Source organism: Armatimonadota bacterium, from assembly GCA_036504095.1.
In the GTDB taxonomy this organism is placed as follows: domain Bacteria; phylum Armatimonadota; class DTGP01; order JAKQQT01; family JAKQQT01; genus DASXUL01.
Genome location: DASXVS010000044.1, coordinates 1 through 23228 on the forward strand (window position 1 = coordinate 1; position 23228 = coordinate 23228).

16 protein-coding genes and 1 pseudogene are annotated in these 23228 nt (G+C 62.0%); 11 read left to right on the forward strand and 6 right to left on the reverse strand.

What is annotated here, in order from left to right; translation table 11 throughout:
- Positions 1–128 precede the first annotated feature (128 nt).
- The 4 genes and pseudogenes from rpoZ (at position 129) to VGM51_09795 (ending at position 3934) form a co-directional block, all read left to right on the forward strand.
- Positions 129–302, forward strand: a pseudogene (gene rpoZ / locus VGM51_09780) (DNA-directed RNA polymerase subunit omega).
- A gap of 342 nt (positions 303–644) precedes the next feature.
- Positions 645–1757, forward strand: a complete 1113-nt coding sequence (dnaJ, locus tag VGM51_09785; protein HEY3413329.1) for a molecular chaperone DnaJ — start codon at positions 645–647, stop codon at positions 1755–1757.
- A 42-nt stretch (positions 1758–1799) separates the two neighbouring features.
- Entirely contained in the window at positions 1800–2666 is an 867-nt protein-coding gene (gene prmA, locus VGM51_09790) for a 50S ribosomal protein L11 methyltransferase (GenBank protein HEY3413330.1), read from the forward strand.
- A 230-nt stretch (positions 2667–2896) separates the two neighbouring features.
- The gene (locus tag VGM51_09795; GenBank protein ID HEY3413331.1) at positions 2897–3934 is read left to right on the forward strand and encodes a YncE family protein; all 1038 of its coding nucleotides are present in this window, start codon (positions 2897–2899) and stop codon (positions 3932–3934) included.
- Between the two features lie 46 nt (positions 3935–3980).
- Here VGM51_09795 and VGM51_09800 read toward each other — a convergent pair whose 3' ends face one another.
- Together VGM51_09800 and VGM51_09805 are read right to left on the reverse strand one after the other, a co-directional pair.
- Positions 3981–4451 carry a LysM peptidoglycan-binding domain-containing protein gene (locus tag VGM51_09800; GenBank protein ID HEY3413332.1) on the reverse strand — a complete coding sequence of 157 codons (471 nt, stop codon included), beginning with the start codon at positions 4449–4451 and terminating at the stop codon, positions 3981–3983.
- Between the two features lie 217 nt (positions 4452–4668).
- Positions 4669–6705, reverse strand: a complete 2037-nt coding sequence (locus tag VGM51_09805; GenBank protein ID HEY3413333.1) for an Ig-like domain-containing protein — start codon at positions 6703–6705, stop codon at positions 4669–4671.
- A gap of 225 nt (positions 6706–6930) precedes the next feature.
- Between VGM51_09805 and VGM51_09810 the strand changes: the two genes are divergently transcribed.
- Entirely contained in the window at positions 6931–8328 is a 1398-nt protein-coding gene (locus VGM51_09810; GenBank protein ID HEY3413334.1) for a glycine--tRNA ligase, read from the forward strand.
- Positions 8329–8432: 104 nt separating this feature from the next.
- Here VGM51_09810 and VGM51_09815 read toward each other — a convergent pair whose 3' ends face one another.
- Positions 8433–12743, reverse strand: a complete 4311-nt coding sequence (locus tag VGM51_09815) for a hypothetical protein (GenBank protein HEY3413335.1) — start codon at positions 12741–12743, stop codon at positions 8433–8435.
- Positions 12744–13078: 335 nt separating this feature from the next.
- Here VGM51_09815 and VGM51_09820 point away from each other — a divergent pair, with 335 nt between their 5' ends.
- Positions 13079–15436 carry a transglutaminase-like domain-containing protein gene (locus tag VGM51_09820; GenBank protein ID HEY3413336.1) on the forward strand — a complete coding sequence of 786 codons (2358 nt, stop codon included), beginning with the start codon at positions 13079–13081 and terminating at the stop codon, positions 15434–15436.
- A gap of 63 nt (positions 15437–15499) precedes the next feature.
- Here the strand turns inward: VGM51_09820 and VGM51_09825 are convergent, their stop codons facing one another.
- Positions 15500–17038, reverse strand: coding sequence for an NAD(P)H-binding protein (locus tag VGM51_09825; GenBank protein ID HEY3413337.1), 1539 nt, complete (start codon positions 17036–17038; stop codon positions 15500–15502).
- Between the two features lie 304 nt (positions 17039–17342).
- Here VGM51_09825 and VGM51_09830 point away from each other — a divergent pair, with 304 nt between their 5' ends.
- Genes VGM51_09830 through VGM51_09840 form a run of 3 tightly spaced genes read left to right on the forward strand, consistent with a single transcriptional unit; the run spans position 17343 to position 18530 of the window.
- Positions 17343–17798, forward strand: coding sequence for an SRPBCC domain-containing protein (locus VGM51_09830; protein HEY3413338.1), 456 nt, complete (start codon positions 17343–17345; stop codon positions 17796–17798).
- A 1-nt stretch (position 17799) separates the two neighbouring features.
- Complete coding sequence (locus VGM51_09835; GenBank protein HEY3413339.1) at positions 17800–18105, forward strand: YciI family protein; 306 nt, start codon at positions 17800–17802, stop codon at positions 18103–18105.
- Between the two features lie 17 nt (positions 18106–18122).
- A complete protein-coding gene (locus VGM51_09840; protein HEY3413340.1) occupies positions 18123–18530 on the forward strand; it encodes a hypothetical protein in 408 nt (135 codons plus the stop codon).
- Positions 18531–18659: 129 nt separating this feature from the next.
- Here VGM51_09840 and typA read toward each other — a convergent pair whose 3' ends face one another.
- Positions 18660–20477: a translational GTPase TypA gene (gene typA, locus VGM51_09845; GenBank protein ID HEY3413341.1), complete on the reverse strand. Its 1818-nt coding sequence runs from the start codon at positions 20475–20477 to the stop codon at positions 18660–18662.
- 197 nt (positions 20478–20674) lie between these two features.
- Complete coding sequence (locus VGM51_09850) at positions 20675–21346, reverse strand: DUF5666 domain-containing protein (GenBank protein ID HEY3413342.1); 672 nt, start codon at positions 21344–21346, stop codon at positions 20675–20677.
- A gap of 198 nt (positions 21347–21544) precedes the next feature.
- Between VGM51_09850 and VGM51_09855 the strand changes: the two genes are divergently transcribed.
- Together VGM51_09855 and VGM51_09860 are read left to right on the forward strand one after the other, a co-directional pair.
- Complete coding sequence (locus tag VGM51_09855; GenBank protein HEY3413343.1) at positions 21545–22537, forward strand: nucleoside hydrolase; 993 nt, start codon at positions 21545–21547, stop codon at positions 22535–22537.
- 107 nt (positions 22538–22644) lie between these two features.
- The gene (locus VGM51_09860; protein ID HEY3413344.1) at positions 22645–23028 is read left to right on the forward strand and encodes an ATP-binding protein; all 384 of its coding nucleotides are present in this window, start codon (positions 22645–22647) and stop codon (positions 23026–23028) included.
- Positions 23029–23228 lie beyond the last annotated feature (200 nt).

Below are 23228 nucleotides of genomic sequence, written 5' to 3' on the forward strand. Positions count from 1 at the left end.
GCCATCGGGCAGTCCCGATGGCGCGCCGGTCCTTACTTTGACTTGCACATCAACCACCCTCTATACTTCGACACGAGAGGAACGCCTTCGTGCGTTTCTGCCTTTTTGTGCGTCTAAGGGGACAAGCCGTGGCTAATTTGCCCATTGAAGAGATAGAAAAGATGGTTGGCAGCCGATACGCATTGACCGTGTTGGCGGGAAAGCGCGCTCGCGACCTCCGCGAGGGCGCCCCTCAACTGGTGAACTCGGACTCCACCAACCCGATTCTTGTCGCCCTTCAGGAGATTTACGAGGGCAAGGTGGTTGCCGACAACCTGGACCTCTCCGCCGGGGTCGAGGCGCGTCAAGCCCTGGTCCAGGCGGAAGTCGCCCGCGCCGCCCGTGAACTCTACGCCTCCACGATCCCGGCGCCCCGCCCCACACTTCCCGAAGTGCCGCTGTCCATACTGGATATTCCGAAATCGGAATTGGCTGACGAAGCCGCCGGCGAAAATGTTGACGAAGTGCCGGCCGGCCTCGCATCGGCGATCATCGGAGACGATGCGGAAATCGAAGACGAAGATCTCGTAGACCCCGAAGAGTTCGCGGAACTGGACGGCAACATTCAGCCTACTGAACCTATTGACCCAACCGAGGAGTGACGTGTGGCGGCGAAACAGGACTACTACGAGGTTCTCGGCGTCAGCCGCACCGCGTCGCTCGAGGAAATCAAGAAGGCCTATCGCCGACTTGCGAGACAGTACCACCCGGACGTAAACAAGACCAGCAACGCCGAAGAGAAGTTCAAGGAAATCGCTGAAGCCTACTCTGTTCTCAGCGACGAGGAGAAACGGGGCCGGTTCGACCGCTTCGGCATCGACGGTCTGTCCGGCGCGGGCCAGGATTTCGGCGGATTCGGCGGGTTCGACATGGGCGACCTGCTGAACCAGTTTTTCGGCGGCGCCGGCCGGCCGACCACGCGCCAGACGGCCGAACGCGGATCGGATCTTCGGTACGACCTTGAACTGACGCTGGAAGAAGTCGCTGTTGGGGTTGAACACCCGATCAAGGTGACGCGCCTGCGTACGTGCGAAACGTGTTCCGGAACCGGATCGGCGCCCGGTTCCACCCCCGAAGCCTGTCCCGCCTGCCAGGGTACCGGGCAGATACGCCATACCCAGCAAACTATATTGGGCTCGTTCTCGTCTGTGACACCCTGCCCGCAGTGCCGCGCGACCGGCCGCATCCTCCGCGACCCGTGCACGATGTGCCACGGCGAAGGCCGGACGATGGTCGAGGACACCGTGACGGCGAAGGTTCCGCCGGGCATAGAGGACGGGACGCGCATCCAGATACGCGGGGAAGGGGAGTCGGGCGTTCGCGGCGGTCCGGACGGCGACCTCTACGTTTACATTTTCGTGAAGGAGCACGAGCGGTTCCAGCGCCGTGGCAAAGAGCTCTACACGGAAATTCCCATTTCCTTCGCCCAGGCCGCGCTGGGCGACACGGTCGTTGTTCCGACCCTGTTCGGTGAGGACGACCTGAATATACCGGCTGGAACACAGACCGGCACCCCGTTCCGCGTCCGCGACGCAGGCCTGCCCGGGCTCCACGCCCGCGGTCGGGGCGACCTGCATGTTACCGTCCGTGTCGTAACTCCGAGCCATCTCACCGACCGACAGCGAGAACTCATGCGCGAATTCGCGGGAGACGAGCAGCCCAGGGAAGACGATCGCGGATTCTTCGAGCGGATTAAGGAAAGGCTGGTAGGGGACTGATCTCGGCCCACTGCCCCTTTCAGTCCGCTTCCCTGCCATAAAATGCGCTGGATCAAGATCTCGATACACACGAACGAGACGGCCCTCGGGGCCGTCGCCGCGCTTATGGAATCCCACGGAACCGGGGGGACGCTCTTCGAGGACGGGCCGCGGGCAATCGGGTACCTGCCCGCCGACGATCGGTTCGAAACCAAACTCGACAACCTCCGCGGCGAACTGGCGAAGATGCCCGAAGTCGGCCTCGATCCTGCGCCCGCGGGGATTACACTCACATTTGTTGACGACGACGACTGGGCGACAGCGTGGCGGGAGCATTACAAGCCGATCAGGATTTCGGATCGCCTGACGATAGCGCCAACCTGGTGCGCGTACGAGGGCGCCCCCGGAGAACTCGTGATCCGGCTGGACCCCGGCATGGCGTTTGGAACCGGAGGCCACCCGACGACCCGCATCTGTCTTCGTGCGCTCCAGGAGATCGTGCGAGGCGGGGAAACGGTGGCCGATGTCGGAACCGGCTCCGCTGTCCTCGCCATCGGTGCCGCGTTGTTAGGCGCTTCGCGCGTCGACGCTTCCGACGCCGACCCCGTGGCCGTCAAGGTGGCTCGTGCAAACGTCGAAGAGAGTGGTTTGTCCGAGATCATCTCCGTGCGAGAGGCCGACCGCCTCGAAGGCGCAGGCAATGACTACGATATCGTGGTCGCCAACATCCTCCCCAATGTCGTTCGGGGTCTGGCTCCCGCTGCATTCCGAGCGCTCAGGCCGGGGGGCGCCTACCTTGTTTCCGGGCTGACTCTTCCACACGAACCGGACGTGACCGAAGCCATTGAGGACGCCGGATTCACGATGGAAGGCCGCTGGGAAGAAGACCAGTGGGCTGCCCTCTGTGGCCGTAAGCCCTCGGGTGACTGAGCGCAGTCATCCACTCCCTTGCGTCTTCCGCAATCATGACGGCTCCCCGGAATGAGCCATTGAAGGGCCCGGGACGCATGGGAGTCTAACACTCAGGTACAGCCCAGTTCTCCGCCCTGACCCTGCCCCCAATCGCTTCCGGTTGGCAACCGTATGCTCTGTCGCCAATTTGAAGGCTGGAACTGCCAGGGCGGTGTCTTCAGGTTCTTTGCACGAAGGGGATTCCACATATGAGACGTATGCTTGCGGTCTGTCTGGTCAGCCTGTTGTCCGTTCAGCCGAGAGCGGGCTTGGCTCAACCAACCAAGGGGAAATACCGAGTCGTTTCGAGGATGGTCCTCCGAACCCCAGGAATTGCAGGCGCAGCCGAGTACCTGACAATGGACAGCGCTGCACATCGACTGTATATCGCCACCGCGAACGGCGTCGTTGTTGTCGATACCGGCAAACACAAAGTCGAAGGGGTAATCCCGCAGCCCGAGAGGGTTCACTGCGTCGCGCTTCGTCCCGGGAAACAAATAGGATACGCGACACTCTGGCAACCCAACCTGGTTGCCGTCATCGACCTGAAGACGCTGAAGACTATTGACACCATCGACGTGCATACCGTCTTCGCCAAGGGGCAATGGCCCAAGGCGATCGTCTATGAACCCACGACTGAACGGCTCTTTACATTCAATGAAAGCAGTGGTGACTGCACCTGTATCGATGCAAACACGAACAAGGTTCTCGGCCATATCCCGCTGGGCGGGATTCCAGGATTCGCGGTGGCCGATGGAGAAGGGCTGGTATACGCCAATGTCACGCAAACCAACGAGGTCGTTGCCATCAGCGCGAACACGATGACGATAGCGAAGCGTTGGCCGGTGGTTTGGGGCTTGGGGCCAACGGGGCTCGCCTACGACGCGAAACATGGGCGCCTCTATTCGACGTGCAATAACGCCAGGCTGGTTGTTTCCGACCCGGTCCAGGGTAAGGCGCTCGCCTCCGTTCCGATCGGAAAGGGCGCGGATGCGGTGGCGTACGATCCCAAGACGGGTCTGCTGTTTAGCTCAAATGGCAATGACGGTACCATAACCGTCATCCAGGAACGCGGTCCAAATGACTACTACGTGTTGACCACTACTCCGTCGTTGTGGGGCGCCAGGACTATGGCGATTGATGAGCGGACGCACCACCTTTTCGTCGTGGCCCCGACGGCTCCCGATACCACCGGTCCCTACAGTGGGCGTGGGGTGCTGACGATGCTGGAGCTCGCACCGCGGTAGCGAGGCTCGTCGTGCCAGCGCCTTGGTGCAGAACGGCTTGGGACGCCTATCTGGCCGAAGCTGACATCAGCCTTGTGCGCTCGGCCTGGTTCTCCACCGGCACTTCCAGCGTCATTCCCGAGTGCAGGCGAACACCGTCGCCGATTCCGTTGAGTGCGGCTAGTCGCTGAACGCGCTTGAGGATATACTCGTCGGGATTGCCATACCTCTGCGCCAACGCCCACAGCGTATCCCCAGTGCGAACCTGGACCTGAATCACCGGCGCCGTCTGATGGGCGCGGAAGTTTTCGCCGATCGCGGAGAAGCCGTAGACGAAAAGAAGGACGCCGGCTGCCACGGCAATTACGGCATTGACGCTGTCTAGCGTCAGGTGACGCCGGAACCGGCGGGAGGCGTGACGTGCAGACGACGTCCCGGGGCACTTAGTGCAACCCGGATGTGTCCGGTTCCGTCCGGTATCGTACGATGTTAGCATCGGATCCTCTGTGTTCCACACCGCAGTCCGCTGTGTAACCATAGTTTGCCTCCATCCGCTCGTGCCTAAACGTCTAGGTTTGCCTCTGTAGCTTGAACACTGTCCATGCTTTCTGAATTCAATTATACGAACAAAGTTTCGCTTAGGCAAACAAATATTCGTTTATTTTTGCGATCGCGGCTGGGGCGCTGGGATTCGACGAAAAAAGGCCCCGGTCTCCAAAGGGAAACCGGGGCCGCTGAGGTGGCCGGCGGGGCTTCTACCGGTTGAGATTTATCTCGCCGGAGCGCAGATCGTACTCAGCGTGCAGTTTCAGGGCATCGGTCAGGAACCGGACCGGTACGAGAGTGCGGCCGCCGTGGATGCCGGCCGCGACGTCAAGCGCAACGCGCTCGCCGTTCACCCTGGCAAATCGGCTGCCGATGCGAAGCACGATGTCGGTCTCACCGGAGACAACGCGGACCTCATGGGTCTTTGCGTTCCATTCGACCTTTCCGCCCGCGGCTTCGCAAATACCGCGGAGGCCCGCGGTGGTGATTCCGGAGATAATGCGAGGCGCCACATCGAACTGCACCGGTTCGTCGTTGAACGCGATGCGGACAGGGCTGGGAATCGTTACGGTCTGGCCAATCCGGAACTGCCACTGGCGCGCGCGGAGGTTGGCCGCGAGGAGCCGCTTCACCGTTACGCCGTACGTTCGCGCGACATGGGCGGGCGTGTCGCCTGGCCGGACGGCATGCACGATTCGTCCGTTGTGCACCCGGTCCGGCGGAAGCTCGGGAACGATGACCGGCTTGAGAGCCTGTTTATGCGCCGGCGCGGCAATCGCCTTGATCGGAGCGGGGTTCGAGTGGACGCGCACGACCGGCGCGGTCGGCCTGGCGGAATGAGCGATATGAGCCGGGTGCGGAACCGGGTTTCCCATTTCGACAGGCGACACTCTGGCCACGAGGGTCTTCCTTGCCTTTGGAGCCGGTTTTGCGGTGACCTTCTGGGGAGCGGCCGGTGCGGGCGCCGGGGACGCTTCCGTCACCGTATCACCCTGCATCTTCAAGACGAAGACGGGCTCCGGCGCTTTCGCAGGCTGCGGCTTAGCCGGTGAAAACACAGGCTTATGTGTCGGCGCGAACGTCGGCTTGGGCGCTACGACCATCTTCGGGGCTACCGGCTCAGCCTTTTCGATTTTCGGCAGGATGGGCTTGGGGACGGCCATTGGAACCGGCTTGAAATCTGCTACGGGCACGGTTTCGACCGGCAACTCGCTAATTGCTCCCGGCGGCGTGACCGGGGCCGGCGCGGCGTCCGGCGCCGCTTCGAGAACGGCTTGAACCGGGACGTTCGGGGTGAGCACCGACTTTGGAGCCGCCGCGATGTGTTTCGCGGGCGCCGCGCGTTTGGGCGCGACCTGCGCCACGCGCCTGGGAGTTGCGGGCTTCGGAGCGGGCGTCACCGCGGCCGGCGCTGAAACGACAGGCGTCACGGTCGGCGTTTCTGGCAGGGCGTGGGTGGCAGCCACGGGCTTCGGCGCCGCGACAGGGGAAACGTGCGGCGTAGTTGGTGCGGGTGGCTCTTCGACGGGTGCGGGCGCAGGCGCATTCAGGTCGGCGTTGATGGTCGTCGCACCACCGGGGTTGTTCACATTGAAGCGGACCGGCGTTGCCGTACCTTTGTTGTTCGCCGCGTCGTAGGCCCAGGCCTCAAGCGTGTGGCTGCCGTTCGCATACTGCGTGGAATCAACCGTCACGGAATAGGGCTGGCGATTGGAAACGCTCCGGAGCTCCTTGTCAACAAACATCGACACGTAAGGGGCGTCTCCGCTGTTGTCGGTGGCCAGAACCTTCACGTCAAACGAGCCATGAAGCGTGGCGTTCGGCGACGGGGCCACGATCGTTACCTGTGGAGGGACGGTGTCAGGACCGGAGCCATTGACCACGCTCACCGGAATCGACTGAACGCCGACAACCTGGCCGGCGGAGTCGTACATCCGAAGGGTCACCTTGTGGGCGCCCGTCCCTGCCGCAGTGCTGTCCCATTGGAAGTTGACACTTCCACTGGTGCCGCCGGGCTTGAACGCGCGCTTTCCGACCTCGGTGTCATCGAGGAACAGCCTGACCGAGACAACGGGACGGGGGGCGCTGAATTGAGCGTAGATGGTGACCGACTTTCCGCCGACGGCGGTGTTCGCGCGCGGGGTGAGGAAGGTGGCGCCCGCGTGGGCGGCGCTCCCGGCGCCAATAACGCTCGGAACTGTTAACGCCGTGGCGGCGGCCAACCGACGGGCCGTGCGTTTATTCATAGGTAAGGCTCCTCCCGAAATGGGGCGCCCTTACGGGCACGCCATCATGGTAGCGCGGCGGCGTTTGGGTGTCAATCGGATGGGACGTGTCCTCGCGCCTGTGAGTTCGGCCTTGCAACGGCTTCCCGCAGGTGTGCGGGCCGCCTCTCGCTTGAACCCCCTCTCGGCACGCTCCTAGAATGAACGAAGCCCAGTGATTGAAGGAGTACCGACCCTATGGCGGATATGGAGACATTGGTCTCGCTGTGCAAGCGGCGAGGCTTTATTTTTATCAGCAGCGAGATATACGGCGGCGCCGGCAGCGTTTACGATTTCGGCCCGGTGGGCGTGCTTCTCAAGAACAACGTCAAAGCGGCGTGGTGGAAGAGCATGGTCCAGGAACGGGACGATATGGAAGGCCTGGACAGCGCCATCCTTATGCCTGAAAAGGTCTGGGAGGCCAGCGGACACCTCGCGTCGTTCACGGATCCGATGGTAGACTGCCGCGACTGTAAGCGCCGATATCGAGCGGACACCCTTGTGGAAGAGCTTGCTCCCGCGGCCATCGAGGCCCTGGGAGTCGTGGAGCCCACCAACGAACAGCTCGCGGAGCTCGTCAAGACCATCAAATGTCCGAACTGCGGGGGGGAACTGACGCCGCCGAAGACCTTCAACCTCCTGATGAAAACCGAACTCGGTTCAACCGAGGACGGGACGACGGTGGCCTACCTGCGAGGGGAAACCTGCCAGGGCATCTATGTGAATTTCAAGAACGTGGAGATGAACGGCCGGCGTAAATTGCCATTCGGCATCGCACAGATCGGCAAGGCGTTCCGCAATGAGATCACGCCCGGCAACTTCATCTATCGAACCCGCGAGTTCGAGCAAATGGAGATGCAGTTCTTCGTTCGCGAAGCTGAAGCGCCCGAGCACTACGAGGTCTGGAAAGCGACCCGCATGGCCTGGTACCACGATCGCCTCGGCATCCGTCCATCCAACCTTCGGTTCCGCGATCACGAGAAATTGGCGCACTACGCCAAAGCCGCGGTTGACATCGAGTATAAATACCCCTTCGGCTGGAAGGAACTGGCCGGTATCCACAATCGCAGCAATTGGGACCTCAGCCGCCACAGCGAGTACAGCGGCAAGGCTCTGGACGTGTTCGACGAAGCGACCAAAGAGCGCTTCATCCCGTGGATCATAGAAACCTCGGACGGCGCAGACCGGGCGACGCTGGTGACTCTGCTGGATGCGTATGACGAGGATATCGTCAACGGCGAAACACGCGTGGTCCTGCGCTTCCACCCTAACATTGCGCCCTACAAGGTTGCCGTTCTGCCGCTCAGCAAGAAGCCGGAGCTTTCCGGAGTCGCCAAGGGAATCGCCGCCGAGTTGCGGAAGCATTTCTGGACGGATTACGACGAGAGCCAGGCCATCGGCAAGAGATACCGCCGCCAGGACGAAATCGGCACCCCGTTCTGCGTAACCGTGGATTTCGACAGCCTCGAGGACAAGGCAGTAACCATCCGCGAGCGTGATACGATGGTTCAGGAGCGCGTGCCGATTGACGGGCTTGCCGCCCGGCTCGCGGAGCGCCTGGCGCAGCCGTGGGACCCGGATGCAATCCGCGCCGGGACGGAGTGATCACCAATCACTTTCGGGGCGGAGTATGCGAATACCACGAAGGCACAAAGACATAAAGGGTCCAACTCGTGCGTCCTTGTGCCTTCGTGGTTTTGAGTTCGGCGTTACGGGTTTGGATCCAACCCACGCACCTTCCGGGCGATGGCCAAGGCATCTCCGATGTCGATGATGCCATTGGAAGCGCCGGCCTTTTCAACGTCGTAGTTGGCGACGTCCGCTCCGGTCGGCCGGGCAAGCCCTCCGGCCCAAACGAGGGCTTTGGCAACATCTCCCACGGTGAACGGAGGCTGCGTGACCGCGAACGCCTGGCTGTCAACTCCAGGCAGCGTACCGCTGCCGGCCGTCAACACGTACCCGGAGCCCGCTCTGTCAATAGACAATCCGCTGAAGGATGCGACACCGGAGAGTGCACTGACCGTGGCGGCTCCGCTCAGGGTCGCGCCCGGACTACCCGTGCCGGCCTTGAGACTCACCAATACTGTGCCGGAATACGGCGACACGACGTTATTCTCTGCGTCGAGCACCTGGACAACCGGCTGGCTGGTGAATGGCACACCAGGCAACGCTCCGGACGGCTGTTGCGAGAACGCCAGTTTCGTCGGCGTCTGCGCGACGGTAAATGCGGCGGTGTCCGCGGATGCCAGGTTGGCCGCGGTCGAGGTGAGAACATACCCCGGCCCTGCGAGGTTCAGAGAGAGGTTTGTGAACGTCCCAACGCCATTGAGCGCCGTCACTGTTGTAGTACCGGACAGAACCGCGCCGACCCGACCAGTTCCCGCTTTGATGGCCATGGTGATCGCGCCGGAATAGCCGGCAACGAGGTTGTCCTCGGCGTCCTTGACCACAACGAGCGGCTGGGTCGTAAAGATCAAGCCGGCGCCCGCCCCCGCGGGCTGGAGGGCGATGGCAAGCTTGGTTGGCGTCTGGGCCACGGCAAATGACGCGGAATCGGCCGGTGAGAGTGATCCGCTCGTTGCGGTGAGCACATATCCCGAGCCCGCCAGGTTAACCGACAGGTTCGAAAATGCAGCGACCCCGGCAACGGCGCTGAGGCTCGTCGTTCCGCTTAGGATGGCGCCCGTTCGTCCTGTGCCGGACTTTATCGAAATGCCGATGGCGCCCGTGTAGGCGGTGACTACGTTGTTCTCTGCGTCCAATGCCTGCACGGTGGGTTGTGTCGAGAATGCGATGCCGGCGGAGGCGCCGCCCGGCTGAACAGCGAAAGCCAGCTTCGTAGCAGTTTGTGCTACGGCAAAGGCTGTTGTATCCGCGGGAGTGAGACTGCCGCTCGTACCGGTGAGCACATACCCGCCGCCCGCCAGATTGATCGACAGATTGGTGAACGTAGCGATACCGCCTGTCGCATTAACCGACACCGTACCCGATAGGACGGCGCCTACCCTGCCCGTACCCGGTTTGATTGCCAACCCTACGGCCCCCGCGAATCCTGTCACGAGGTTGTTCTCGGCATCCAGTACCCGCACGACCGGCTGCGTCGTGAAGGAAAGCCCGGCGGACGCTCCTGCCGGTTGAACCGTAAAGGCGAGTTTTGTCGGTGTCTGCGCGACGGCGAACGGAACGGAATCCGCCGAAGCCAGCGTACCGCTAGTAGCGGTCAGGATATACCCGGGTCCAGCCAAATCTATCGATAGATTGGCATAGGATGCCACGCCGGCAACGGCGTTCACCGTGCCCGTCCCCGCAAGTGTTGCCCCGGCACGGCCCGTGCCGGGCTTGATGGCGATGGTCACCGCGCCAGTGAACGCGGTGACGACATTGTTCTCTGAGTCAAGTACCTGAACGGCTGGTTGCGTCGTGAACGCCAATCCAGCCGAAGCCCCCGCCGGTTGAATAGAGAAGGCTACTTTCGTCGGAGTCTGCGCGACGGCAAAGGGCGCCGTCTCGCCGGCTGTGAGGCCGTTGCTGCCGGCCGACAGCACGTAGCCGGGCCCCGCCAGATCAATCGAGAGTCCGGAAAAGAGCGCTGTGCCTCCGGTGATCGGAACGCTGAGCGTGCCGCTGAGTACTGCGCCTGTCCGGCCCGTTCCCGGCTTGATCGCGATGGTCGCGGTCCCTGAATAGGACGCCACGAGGTTATCTTCCGCGTCATGGACGGCGATCTGCGGTTGTGCGGCAAACGCGAGGCCCGCCGCCGCTCCAGCAGGTTGGGTTATGAACACCAATTTCGTCGGAGTCTGCAGCACGGTGAACGCCGTCGAGTCGGCTGCAGCCAGAGTCCCGCTGCTCGCCGTGAGCACGTAGCCGGTGTTAGCCTTATCGATGGACAGACCCGCGAAACCCGCCACGCCGGCGACGGCATTGAACGTCGTCGTCCCGGACAGTACCGCCCCTGCCCGGCCCGTACCCGCCTTGATGGACAACGTCACCTGGCCCGTGAACGCGGTTACCAGGTTATTCTCGGCGTCCAGTACTTGAACGACGGGTTGAGTGGTGAACGCAAGCCCCGCCGAAGCGCCGGCCGGTTGGACAGAGAAAACCAGTTTTGTGGGTGTCTGCGCCACGGTAAACGCCGTTGAATCGGCGCCCGCAAGCAATCCGCTTGCGGCGGAGAGCACGTAGCTGGAGCCCGCCAGGTCGATGGCAAGGCCCGCGAACGATGCCGCTCCGTTGACGGCGTTGACTGTAGCGGACCCCGAAAGAATCGCTCCCGCGCGTCCGGTGCCGGCTTTGATGGTGAGGGAAACCGAGCCCGAGAACCCGGTCACGACGTTGTTCTCCGTGTCGAGAACCTGCACGGCAGGCTGGGTTCCGAACGGCAGCCCCGCGGATGCCCCCGAAGGTTGAACTGAAAACGCGAGGTGGGTTGGCGTCTGCGCCACGTTGAATGGCAGGGAGTCCGTACCGGTAAGAGTTCCGCTGCTCGCGGAGAGCACATAGCCCGTGCCGGCGAGGTTGATCGACAGGCCGGAGAACGTAGCTACGCCTCCAATGGCATCGACAGTCGTTGTGCCCGCGAGTACGGCGGCGGCCCGGCCCGTTCCCGCCTTGATGGCGAGGGTTACCGGGCCGTTGTAATCCCACTTCACGGTGCCGTCCAGGTTTCGCACCTCCACGACCGGTTGGACCGCGAAATTGGCCCCGGCGGAAGCGCCGGCGGGTTGCACCGTCATCGCGAGGACGCCGGGAGTGTCGATGAGCGGCCCACGCATAAAGACGTCGGTGGACGCGTTCCCGTCGTTGGGCACGAGGTTGGTGGCCGCCGAACGGAAGACCACGTAGCGCCCGTCGTCGCTTATCGCGGCTTCATCGCTCGCGCCGTCGCCGAAGCCCCCGGTGCTGCTAAGTGATGCGATGGACGTGGTGGACGCCGTCAGATCGCGTACAAAGACATCGGTCACGGCGTTTGTATCGCCGGTCACGAGAGTCCCATCGGCGCTGTCGAACGTCACGAATTGCCCTGATGGTGTGATCACTCCGTTGCCGCTCTGGATTGTCGCCTGGGTACCGGCTGAGGAAACGGACACGAGGGACGTCTGGCTGTTCTGCGTGTCATGAACGAAGACGTCCACGGCGGCATTTCCGTCGTTCAGAACGAGATTGGAAGCTCTGGATTCAAACACTACCCTTCCGCCGTCGCCGGAAATTGACCCTCCTGAGCTCGCCTGATTGCCTTGTGTGCCGTCGGATGCAATCGAAGCCCGGATTGTCGTCTGGGTCTGCCGGTCTCGCACGAAAACATCGTCCCGCGTATTGGTGTCGCCTGCCACAAGCGTCGTCGCCGAAGACGCGAACGCGACATATCGGCCCGTGGCGCTGATCGCGAGGCCGGTCGCACCGCTTGTGTTGTCGGCCTGGATTCCGCCGGTGGATACCGATTCCCGCTCGATCTGGCCGCTGCCACGATCGATGAGGAAAACGTCTGTCTTGCCGTTGGTGTCATTGGGCACAAGCGTCGAAAGAGTGCTGGTAAACGCGATAAAGCGGCCATCCCGGCTGATCACGGGCGATTGCCCGTCTACAAGGTACGTAATGTGTCCATCCTGTGCGTCATACAAATAGGCGCCGACGCCGTGCCCATTGACGAGATTCGTAGCCGACGACTCGAAAACGATGAAGCGGCCATCGGCGGAGATGGACGGCGAACTGCTGGCTCCGTTCGGGTCCGCGCCCGTGGTAGTCACCGTGACGCGGGTGAGAATCCCGGTTTCGTTGTCGCGCAGAAAGATCTCGTCAACGGTTGTGGTTTTGTTGATGGCGAGCGTCTGCGACGATGAAACGAAGGCAACGTAGCGCCCGTCGCCACTGACAGCGGGGGCGGCGCTGTTATGGTTGCCCTGAACGCCGGCGTGAGTTATCGAAAGGAGAGCAGTCGAGGGAGTTGCGGAGTGGGCTGTATCCACCAGCCAGGTGACACAGCATAATGCTGCCAGAACGTGAGAACTACTGATTCGCATGAGATTACCTCGGAAACTCTGTTGCACCAGGCTGCTCCGGCGGATAAACCCGGGCAAGGACGAATACCTCATATGCAGAGCTATTGCGCGGACGGTTTGACCCATCGCGCGTTCTCCGCATGCTGTCAGCCCAACGACTCCACGGGGGCGATTGGTTCCCGAGAGTAACCATTCGGATTGGTTTTCACCCGGCTACCCGATTCACCTCGTCGCCTTGCAAGCGTGGCCCTGTTAGAATCAAAATGTACATACCCCCACGAGGGCACATCGAAGCCCCTGTAATATCCGGAAAGGTTCCCACATTGAAGAGCTGTGCGCAGGCTGCCGTCGCGGCAATGCCCCTCCTTCTGATCTGGCCGTGCCACGCCGCCCCGGCGGTAAGGGTTATCCCGCCGCCTGCGGGAAAGACTTTCACGATCCGCGTTCATTCCCGCGATTCGATCCAGCCGGCAGAGTACCGGGTTGCGCGCGCTTCCACACCGGGCGGCTATGCTGTCGTTGCCTCGCAGGCTACGTATGGCGACCCGGAATGGAGGCAGATTGTCCAAGGGTTGGCCATCAGGCACTCGGCGGACATCCTGCTGTACCCGGATGCCGTAGCGAGTGTTCGCGGCGAATTGGCGCGCCGGCTGCCCAGGTACACGTGCTTCGTGGCGCGCCCAGCCGAGGCGGGAAGGCAATTCGTGGTCTCGGTCCATCGCCTCACGCGGCAGCTGAACGCCGATCCCTATACGGACACCATCTGGGGAATCGTGACCGGATACTCGCCGGCGGATGCGGCCCGCATTGTGGCGCAGACGGCTCCCCTGATAATCCGGAGAGGCGCCGGAGGCACGAGCATCCCGCTCGATCAGTTTGATGCGGGAGTTTACTACGACGAAGGTAAAAAGAACCACGCGGTGGAGAAAACGGCGGGCGGCCGGCCACAGGATATCGTCGCCCCGGACGACACCACAAAGTCCCTGGTCGATGTTTTCAACGACTACAAGCCGGACATCTTCATGACTTCAGGCCACGCGACCGAACGCGACTGGCAGATCGGATATTCCTATCGCAACGGCCAGTTCCGGTGCAAGGACGGCGTCCTGTTGGGGCTCGACATGCAGCGCAAGGCATACCCCATCCACTCGCCGAACCCGAAGGTGTACATGGCAATCGGCAACTGCCTGATGGGTCACGTGATCGACGATCAGGCGATGGCCCTCGCCTGGATGGGATCCGCCGGTGTTGACCAGATGGTGGGCTATACCGTCGAGACCTGGTACGGCTACGGAGGGTGGGGGATCAACAACTATTTCTTCGATCAGCCCGGCCGCTTCAATCTTGCCGAGTCGGTCTTCCTGGCCAACCAGGCCCTGCAGTGGCAGTTGCAGAAGCGATTCCCCGAGACTAACAAGGTTGTGTTCAACGCGTACGGTCCGTCCGGCGAGGCGCTTCCGGCGTTGGCAGGCGCACTGAGCGTCCGCTCCATGGCCGGCGATGACAAGGACAAGTTAGGCTTGGTGTGGGACAGGGACGTCGTCGCGTTTTACGGCGATCCCGCGTGGGATGCCCGTCTCGTCACCAGGCCCCAACCGTGGCGGCAATCCCTAACTGTGAAGGGCAACCGATACACAGTCCTGCTCAAGTCTCTGGCGGGCGCTACTTGCGGCCGCCCGCCGGCCATCGCCCTTCCGAAACGCATTGCCGGGCTGACCGTTCGTGAAGGCGCGGCATTAGAGCCGGTCATCGCCGGGCGTTTCATAATGTTGCCGGGATTGACCAGAATGGACGCCGGCAAGGAGTACCGAGTCGTGTTCGACGCAACTGAATCTGGGAAGGCCGTCAAGACGCAGAAGGCATCAACGGCGACACGGGAGGAGTCCTCGTCGGCGGTTTCGGCGGCGCTGGGAAAAGCCGGAAGTAACAAGCCTGAACTCCTTGGAGCCCTGCGGGACGCCGGAGAGGGCGAGGAGTGGAAGGCGGTCGCATTTGTCATCGCGAATATGCCGCCCGGTGACGCGAAGAGCCTGAAGAAGCCATACATCCTGGAGAACGCCCGGCTTGCTATAGAAGCCAGGGAGAGCGTCGCGTGGGGCAAGGCGATCCCTGAAGACGTCTTTCTGAACAACGTGCTGCCTTACGCGAACGTGACGGAAACCCGCGAGAATTGGCGAGCCGACTTCCGCCGGCGTTTCAGTGACCTGGTAAAGGACTGCAAAACGCCGTCCGAGGCCGCGCTTCTCCTGAACAAGACGATCTTCAAGGCGCTCGACGTCCAGTATCACGCCACAAAGCGCCCGAAACCCGATCAGAGCCCATCGGAATCCATCGCCGCCAAGTACGCATCTTGTACGGGCCTTTGTGTGCTGCTGGCCGACGCCTGCCGCGCGGTCGGCGTGCCGGCGCGCCTCGTGGGCACACCATCGTGGGTTCTTCCAGGTGAGACGCACCCCACCGCAGGTGGCAACCACACGTGGGTTGAGATATGGGACAACGGCTGGCATTTCCTGGGCGCCGCGGAGGAGTCGAAGCTCGACGACACCTGGTTCGTGGACAGTGCCAAGCACGCCGATCCGAAAGATCCGCTACACCGCATCTACGCTGTCTCGTTCAAGAAGACTGGAACCTCGTTCCCGATGGTCTGGGCGCCGAATGTGAAGGACGTCTACGCAGAGGACGTGACGGAGCGGTACAAACATCTCGGCCGCTGAACGCCGCGGGATGTCAGGGATCTGCTATCGCTTGCGGGAGTGGTCGGATGAGTGGAATGCGGGTCACCGGTTCTGCGACTTCCGGAGTTCCGCCATGCGTTGCTGCGCTTCGGGGCTGAACATCATTTCCAACTGGATGACTCCGAGTGCGCTGTAAGGTCGCGAGTCGGCTGATTCCGGATCCGCGCCAACCCGGTCGAGTATTTCCGCCAGTTCAAGGCCCGGACTTGAAGGCACGTAGATGTATGCACGATGCGTGGGGCCATCGAGTTCGCGAAGAATGAAAGCCTGAAGGGGCCCGGGCTCCTCCGCAATGAACCGCCGGACCAGTTCGGCGACGTTATCGGTGTTCACTTGGGCGCCGCTTGTGGCCGAGACACCACAGAGGGTGATCGCCAGCTGCTCATATGGGATGGGCATCTCGTTCACCTCGGCGATGAGTTGGGCTCGCGTTGAGTCGTCGAGACGACAGAAGATGTGGATGCTGGCGTTGGAAGGCGTTTCCACACCGGCACGCCAGAAATCGCTTTCCCAGTACCATACAAGGCCGCTTCTCAGGAGTGAATCGACAAACGCTTCCAGATTCTCCTGAGGCGCCAGCGCGTCTACCTCGTAACAGACGGGGCCATCCGGTCTGTGGTACAGCGTTGGCTTCGGGTCCCGAACAGCCGCATACATCCGCCTTCGGTCCCGGCGCCGGGCCAGCTCGCTGGCGTAGTGGCGTCCAACCGTGTCGGCATTTTCGCGCACCCAATCCGTGAGCCGCGTTTCTCCGGCGGGCGGTGAATCTGTGCAGAGGAGGTCCGCCATCAGGCCCTTGATCTCTTCGCGGGTGATCATAACATCGCCTACGCACTTCCCGATTGCTGTCCCAAACGCGTAGCCCAGCCACGGCGGAACAGGCAGGATCGGCCGGCGGACACCGATCGCTTCGGCAACGGCGTGAGCAAGCCCGATGTATGTGAACGTTTCGGGACCGATGGCGTCGACGGTCCGATCGCCGGTCTGCGCGCCCTCTTCGACGGCCAGTTTCGCCAGATCGTCCACATGTATCGGCTGCAGACGGTACTTCCCGTCACCGAACACGCCGAAGACCGGCAGGTGGCGCAGCGCCCATGCGATGTTGTTGATCAGGATGTCCTCCGGCCCGAAGAGTACCGCCGGGCGAAGGATGGTGTGCAGAACGCCGGATTCCTTCAGGCTCTTCTCCAGCACGGCTTTGCCCTGGAAGTACTCGAGGGGAGAGTCAAGTGACGGGTTGGTAATGCTCACGTGAACGATGCGGCCCACGCCCGCCTTCGCGGCGGCCTCGAACAACCGCTTCGTGTTATCCACCGCCTCCGAGTGCTGAAACGTCTTGTGGTTGAATCGCACCCAATAGGTGTTGTAAAGCACTGCGGCGCCCTTCAGCGATTCCGTCAACGCGGTGGGGTTGTCGAAGTTGAACGGATGGACCTCCACGCAACCCCCAAACGGGTTCACACGGCGCGGTGAGTTCGTCAACGTCCGGACCGGTCTGCCCTCCGCAAGCAGCCGTTTCGTGATGTATTTGCCGGAGTAGCCAAACGCGCCGGTGACTACATGCAGATTCGTTTCGGCCATTTCCCGCCTCTCCCTCTGGCCGCAAGTCAAGCAGCCGTTGCCGTATCAAGCCGTTGGGTAGTTGAACCACACCAATACGAAAGCAGTAGGATGGGAGTCCCGCCCGTCTCAGGCGGTAACGGGCGGGACGCCCATTCTACTGTGGATCTCATTCGTGTGGCGCGTTGAAAAAGACTCTAGTGCCATCGTGGTCCCACGCGGGGGATGGGTTCAAGTTCCGGTGGTCCCTCCACAAGCAGCGGTGGCATACTTGGGCTTTCTGCGGGCCGCGCTCAGCGCGTGGCGATGTGAATAGGAAGGCAAAATGGCTGCACAACCGTATTTGGACCGGTTTGATGAGATAGTGCTGGAAACCCGGATCGCGCTCCCGAAGGAGCGTGTGTGGGAACTGATGGTGGACCGTATCTCGGACTGGTGGACACCGGACATCCTGGTGAACAATTCGGCAAGGGCAATGGTGCTGGAACCGTTCGTTGGAGGGCGCCTCTTTGAAGACTGGGGAGACGGAGGCGGTCTCCTTTGGGCTACCGTCACAACACTGAAGAAACCCGAACGGCTTGAGCTGACTGGCTGCATCGCCGCGGCCGGCGCGGTGCTGGGCGTTGTTGACTTCCGGTTCGACGACGATGCCGGAGGTACGCTCCTGAAGATGAGCCATCGGGCGATTGGCGAACTGACTGCCGCCGATCGCGAGGAGTTCGCCGGTGGCTGGCAGGAGGTCATCGGCGTCGTGTTCAAGGGCTTCGCGGAGGGGCAGTGAGTTGCCCGAATACGCTTATCTCCTTGCGCCGGCAAGGGCGGAAATGCCCATCGATCCGACGCCCGAGGAGAGCCGTGTGGTGAACGCCCACTTCGAATACCTGCGCGATGCCGTCAGGCGCGGCCAGGCGATTTTCGTTGGACGGACCATGGATCTTGACCCTCTCGGCATCGCGGTATTCGAGGCGGAAACCGAAGGGGACGCCAGGGGGTTCATGCTGGGTGATCCGGCCGTGGCCACCGGGGTGATGACGGCCGAATTGCGACCATTTCGCACCGCTTTGATGCGGGGCAGAGACAATACATGAAAGTGGAGGAGGCGATAATGTCCCAAACTGAATCGGTACCCACCTTACCCGAAATAGAGACGGCGATGAACTCGGCTTGGAAGAAGATGGAGGCAATACTGCCCAGAGTCGGCCCGGTGCTGGACAGTGGTCCTAACGCATCCGGTTGGACCCCGCGCGAGCTGCTGTCACATATGGTTGGTGCCTGGCAGCGCGTTCCAATGCATACGGCGTTCTTCCGCGATAGCGTCGACGTGCCTGTCCAGGTCGCCGATCCGTGCTGGACGCCGGAATGGGCTACGGCGCCGATCTCCGCGTTCCAGGCGTGCCTCGAAGCGGGGTACGACTTGAACAAGGCGTTCCTTAGCCGTGTCAAGGAGTCGGAACTGTCGATCCACGGCAAACCCCATTCGGTGAGACAACGCTTGGCGATTTTCTCATGCTGAGCTATGCCAAGCATCTGGACGACTACCACATGCCCCAACTGGAGGAGTTTGCGAAGAGGGCGTGAGGCTTGTTGCCGGGATCTTTGGGGGAAGTCCGAACGGACTTCCCCCATTTGGTGGTGCGGCGCGTCAGGCAGCGGTGTTGCGTGATCTTCGGCGCTTTACGTGGTCGAGTTCGATCTTCCGCAACCGGAACGATTCCGGCGTCACTTCAAGCACGTCGTCGTCCCCGAGCATCTCGATGGCGTTCTCCAGGCTCATGATGCGCGGCGGCGTCAGACGGACAGCGATGTCGCTGTTTGAACTCCGGATGTTCGTCTTGTGTTTTTGCTTGACGACATTGACTTCGAGGTCCCCGGGACGTTGGTTCTGTCCCACGATCATACCGGCGTAGACCGGAATCTGCGGGCCGAGAAACAGCAAGCCTCGCCCCTCGGCCGCCTCGAGGCCATATCCGCTGGTGACCCCGTCCTCATACGCGATCAGGAAGCCCTTTTCGTGCGACGGGATTTCGCCCACATACGGTGCGTAACCACCGTGCAGCGTATTCAGGATGCCGGTGCCTCGTGTGTCCGTGAGGAACTCGGTACGGTAGCCGAGAAAGCCGCGAGTTGGAACCAGGAACTCCATAAACGCGTTCCCGTCTTCAACACGCATGTCCTTCATCTCGCCGTGCCGGGCTCCAAGCTGCTCGATGACTGACCCCGCGTACGCCTCGGGTACCTCCACGTGAACGTGTTCCATCGGTTCCTCGCGGTGCCCTTCCACTTCGCGGAAGATGACCTGCGGCTTTCCTACCTGAAATTCAAAGCCCTCTCGACGCATCTTCTCCACAAGGATGGCCAGATGGAGCTCGCCCCGGCCGGCGACAAGATAGGTGTCGGCGCTGTCGGTCTCCGTAACGCGAAGAGCCACATCCGTCTCGAGTTCCTTGAACAGGCGTTCCCGGATCTTCCGGCTTGTGACAAACGTTCCCTCGCGGCCGCTGAACGGGGAGGTGTTGACGCCAAAGGTCATTTCCACGGTCGGAAGGTCGATATGGAGCGGGGGAAGCGCGATGGGGCGGTCGCTGCAAGCGAGTGTATCGCCGATCCGGGCGGCGCTGATTCCCGCGATCGCCACGATATCGCCGGCGTGCGCTTCGTCCGCGCTCACCCGTTCCATCCCTACATATTTGAGGACTTCGCTCACTTTTGCGCGAGCCTGCTCGCCTTCGCGATTGATATGGGTGATAGGCTGGCCGCGTTGCACGGCGCCTTTGAGAATCTTGCCGATGCTCAACTTGCCCTTGTATTCATCGTCCTGGACGCTCACAACGAGCATCTGGAACGGCGCGTCAAGGTCGGCCTTCGGATGGGGGATGTTCTCAATCACGGTTTCCAGGAGAGGCTCGATGCTCGACATGATATCAAGCTCGTCCGTGAGTCCGGCCTTTCCCTGCGTCGCAGCAGCGTATACAACCGGAAAGTCCGCCTGCCGGTCCGTGGCGCCCAGGTCGAGGAAGAGGTCGAAGGTTTTGTTAAGCACCCAGTCGGTGCGTGATTCCTTCCGGTCCACCTTGTTGATGACTACGATGATTTTGTGGCCGAGCTCGAGTGCCTTCCGAAGAACGAATTTCGTCTGGGGCATTGGTCCCTCGGCGGCATCCACCAGCAGGAGGGCGCCATCGACCATCGTCAGGACGCGCTCTACCTCGCCGCCAAAGTCCGCGTGGCCGGGAGTATCCACGATGTTGATCGTGAAGCCATCCCAGATGACGCTGGCATTCTTGCTGAAAATGGTAATGCCTTTTTCGCGTTCAAGGTCGTTGGTATCCATCAGGCGTTCCACTTTGACGCCTCGCTCGTGTACCGCGCTGGTCTGTCGCAGCATCGCATCCACCAGGGTTGTCTTCCCGTGGTCAACGTGGGCGATAATCGCGACGTTTCTAATATGCTTCGCGTCCATATATCATTCCTTTTCCGACGCACAAAAACGGGTCACGGCCCAACGCGGGGCGTGACCACAACAGGATCACTAGTTTCTACACCCATTATACCACGCAATTGCTTAAAAGCGCCGAGCACGCTCCGTCACGCTTGCGAGGAAGGGCCCGGCCGGCGCGTGCCGGTCGGGCCCTCACATTGCTGATTGGGATGAAATCCCTAGTTTGTAGCCGGCGCCGGCTCGGCGGGAGACGCATTGTCCGCCGGAGCGGGAGGCGTCCCGCCATTGCGTGGCGCGCGGCGCTGGCCGCCACCCGCGCCACCCGCCTGGAAGGATCGAACGCTCAGCGCTGCGGCGCCGGTGAACTGGACGCTCACCTGGTCACCGGCTTTGAAGCTTGTCCAGGCAGCGGTCTGGCCGGCCTTGCGGAAATTTGTCTTGTCGGACACGAGGTAAGTGTAGAATTTGCCGTCCATCGCCCTCACGGTGATTCGCTTCGCGGAAACGGATTGGATGGTGCCCATCACGGATGGGTTCTGGATCATCACGGCCGTCGCCTTCACGATACCATCGTCGCCCGGTTGGCCCTGAATATTGACGAAAGTGCCGATCTTGAGGTCGGCGATTGCGCCCGTGGATCGATCCGGCTTGGTGACCGGCGTGTCCGTGGCGACGCTGGCCTTGATCTCCGTCCCGCGCATCGTCTTGATGGTGTAGGTTGTGCCCGTTACGGCGGTGATGACCCCGTTGTTGCGTCCGCGGCCGCGCATCGCGGTCCCGGTGCGACCGCCTCTCGCGCCCGGGGCCGGCGGCTGGGCCGCTTGAAATGCCAGTGCAACTCCCGAGACGCCGACGATGGCTGCTGCGACGACTGCAATCCTCTTGAACATGTTATTACTCCTTTGCAGAAGAGCCCCGTGCAGGGCCCAAGAGAAAGCGCGAATGCGCCTCACACCAAAGGCTTGGACGCGGCGGCGCTTCCGCCGGTTGCGCGAACCGGACGCCTTGTCCCTGCGCCATGCGGCCCCATACACTTCGATGTTGGGGACAGACCATCTCATCGCTCATTCATGCCGGAAGGTAACCCATTGAAGAAGATACTGTTGGATACCGATGCGGGCGTCGACGACGTCATGGCCATATTGCTCCTGCTCCGTTGCCCCGATCTCGCGGAGTGCGTCGGAATCACGGTTGTCGCCGGCAACACGAATCTGGAGCACTGTCTCGCGAATGTGCGCCGCGCGCTGGGCATCGCGGGGCTGTACACGGACGGCTTGACCGCGAGTATCGGGGGGATCCCCGTCTTAGCAGGCGCAGCACGCCCGCTGTCGCGCCCGTTGCTGCACGCCATCGAGGTTCACGGGCCCGACGGCCTGGGCGGGACGTCAACGATCCCCGATCCGTCCGGCGCACTCCTTTACCCGGAACGCCCCGTCCCGCTCCACCCGCTTCCCGCGCACCGATTCATGCTCGATGCCGCCGTTCAGGCTCCGGGCGAGATCACCCTCGTGGCAATCGGCCCGCTTACGAACGTTGCGCTCGCCTGCCTCGAAGATCCTGTGGCATTTCGAGAGTTCAAGGAAATCATCCTTATGGGCGGCGCATTTCATCACGACGGCAATGCCTCTGCGCGCGCGGAATTCAACATCCTGGTGGATCCGGAGGCGGCGCGAATCGTTCTCGATTCCGGCGTTCCCGTGAAGATGGTGCCCCTGGACTGCACGGAGCAAACCCGCCTGATTGAGAGCGACCTGGAAGGCGATGGCCCTGTACACGCATTCCTCCGGGCTGCGACTTCCACGATTATGGGGTTTTACCGCCGCTTCGAGGGCTTTGAAGGCATTTACCACCACGATCCCCTCGCGATGGGCGTGGCCCTGGACCCGAGCTTTGCATTCGGCATGCGGACCCGCGTCGAGGTTGAGACCCGCGGCGAGTATTCGACCGGCGAAACGGTGGCAGCGTTGCGGCGCCAGCGAGCACTCCTTGAGGGCGAGCCGAATGTGGAGATCTGTCTGCACGCGGACGCGGAGCGGTTCAATCGCTTCTTCCTGGACAGAGTGCTACCGGCCGGCGCCTGACCGTTGTGTGCCTGCCCGGTTTACGTTGACGCTCTAGTGGGAAGACTTCCTATGCGAATCCACCCGCAAGAGAGGTCACACGCGTGCTGACACGAATGACTTGGGAGATGCCTGCGGATGCGTCCAACGTACCGCTTTGCCGGAAGGCCGTCAGGCTTCTCCTTGAACATAATTTGATATCCGACCACGATGTCGATGATGCAGAGCTCGTTCTCGGAGAGCTCTGCGCCAACGTCATCAGGCATGCGTACGAAGTGACAGCCGGAAGCATGGAGATTCAGATGGCGCTCAACGGGCTCGATCTTATGGTTTCGGTCAGTGATTCGGGGCGGGGGTTCGACACTCGGAACCGTCCGGCCACTCCGATGTTCAGCGCCAGCGGAGGCATGGGATTCTTCCTGATGGAGCATCTGTCTGACCAAGTCACCATCGATTCCAGCAACGACAAGGGCAGCGCGGTCACGGCGACGCGCCGGGTGATGCGGCGCTAGGGTCGTGTTCCTCAGCAGTCGCGCGAAAGAAAGGGCGCCGGTCCACATGGACAGGCGCCCTTTGTATGTACGCCGGGCATGCGCCCGTTCTCGGAGGTGAAAGTCCTCTACGGTAAAGGGAATCGGAACCGTTAAGCGACGGCAAGGGCGTCACCGCGAGGTGGGGTCTGAAGGAAGCCAGAGCCACAGCCACGACCCGA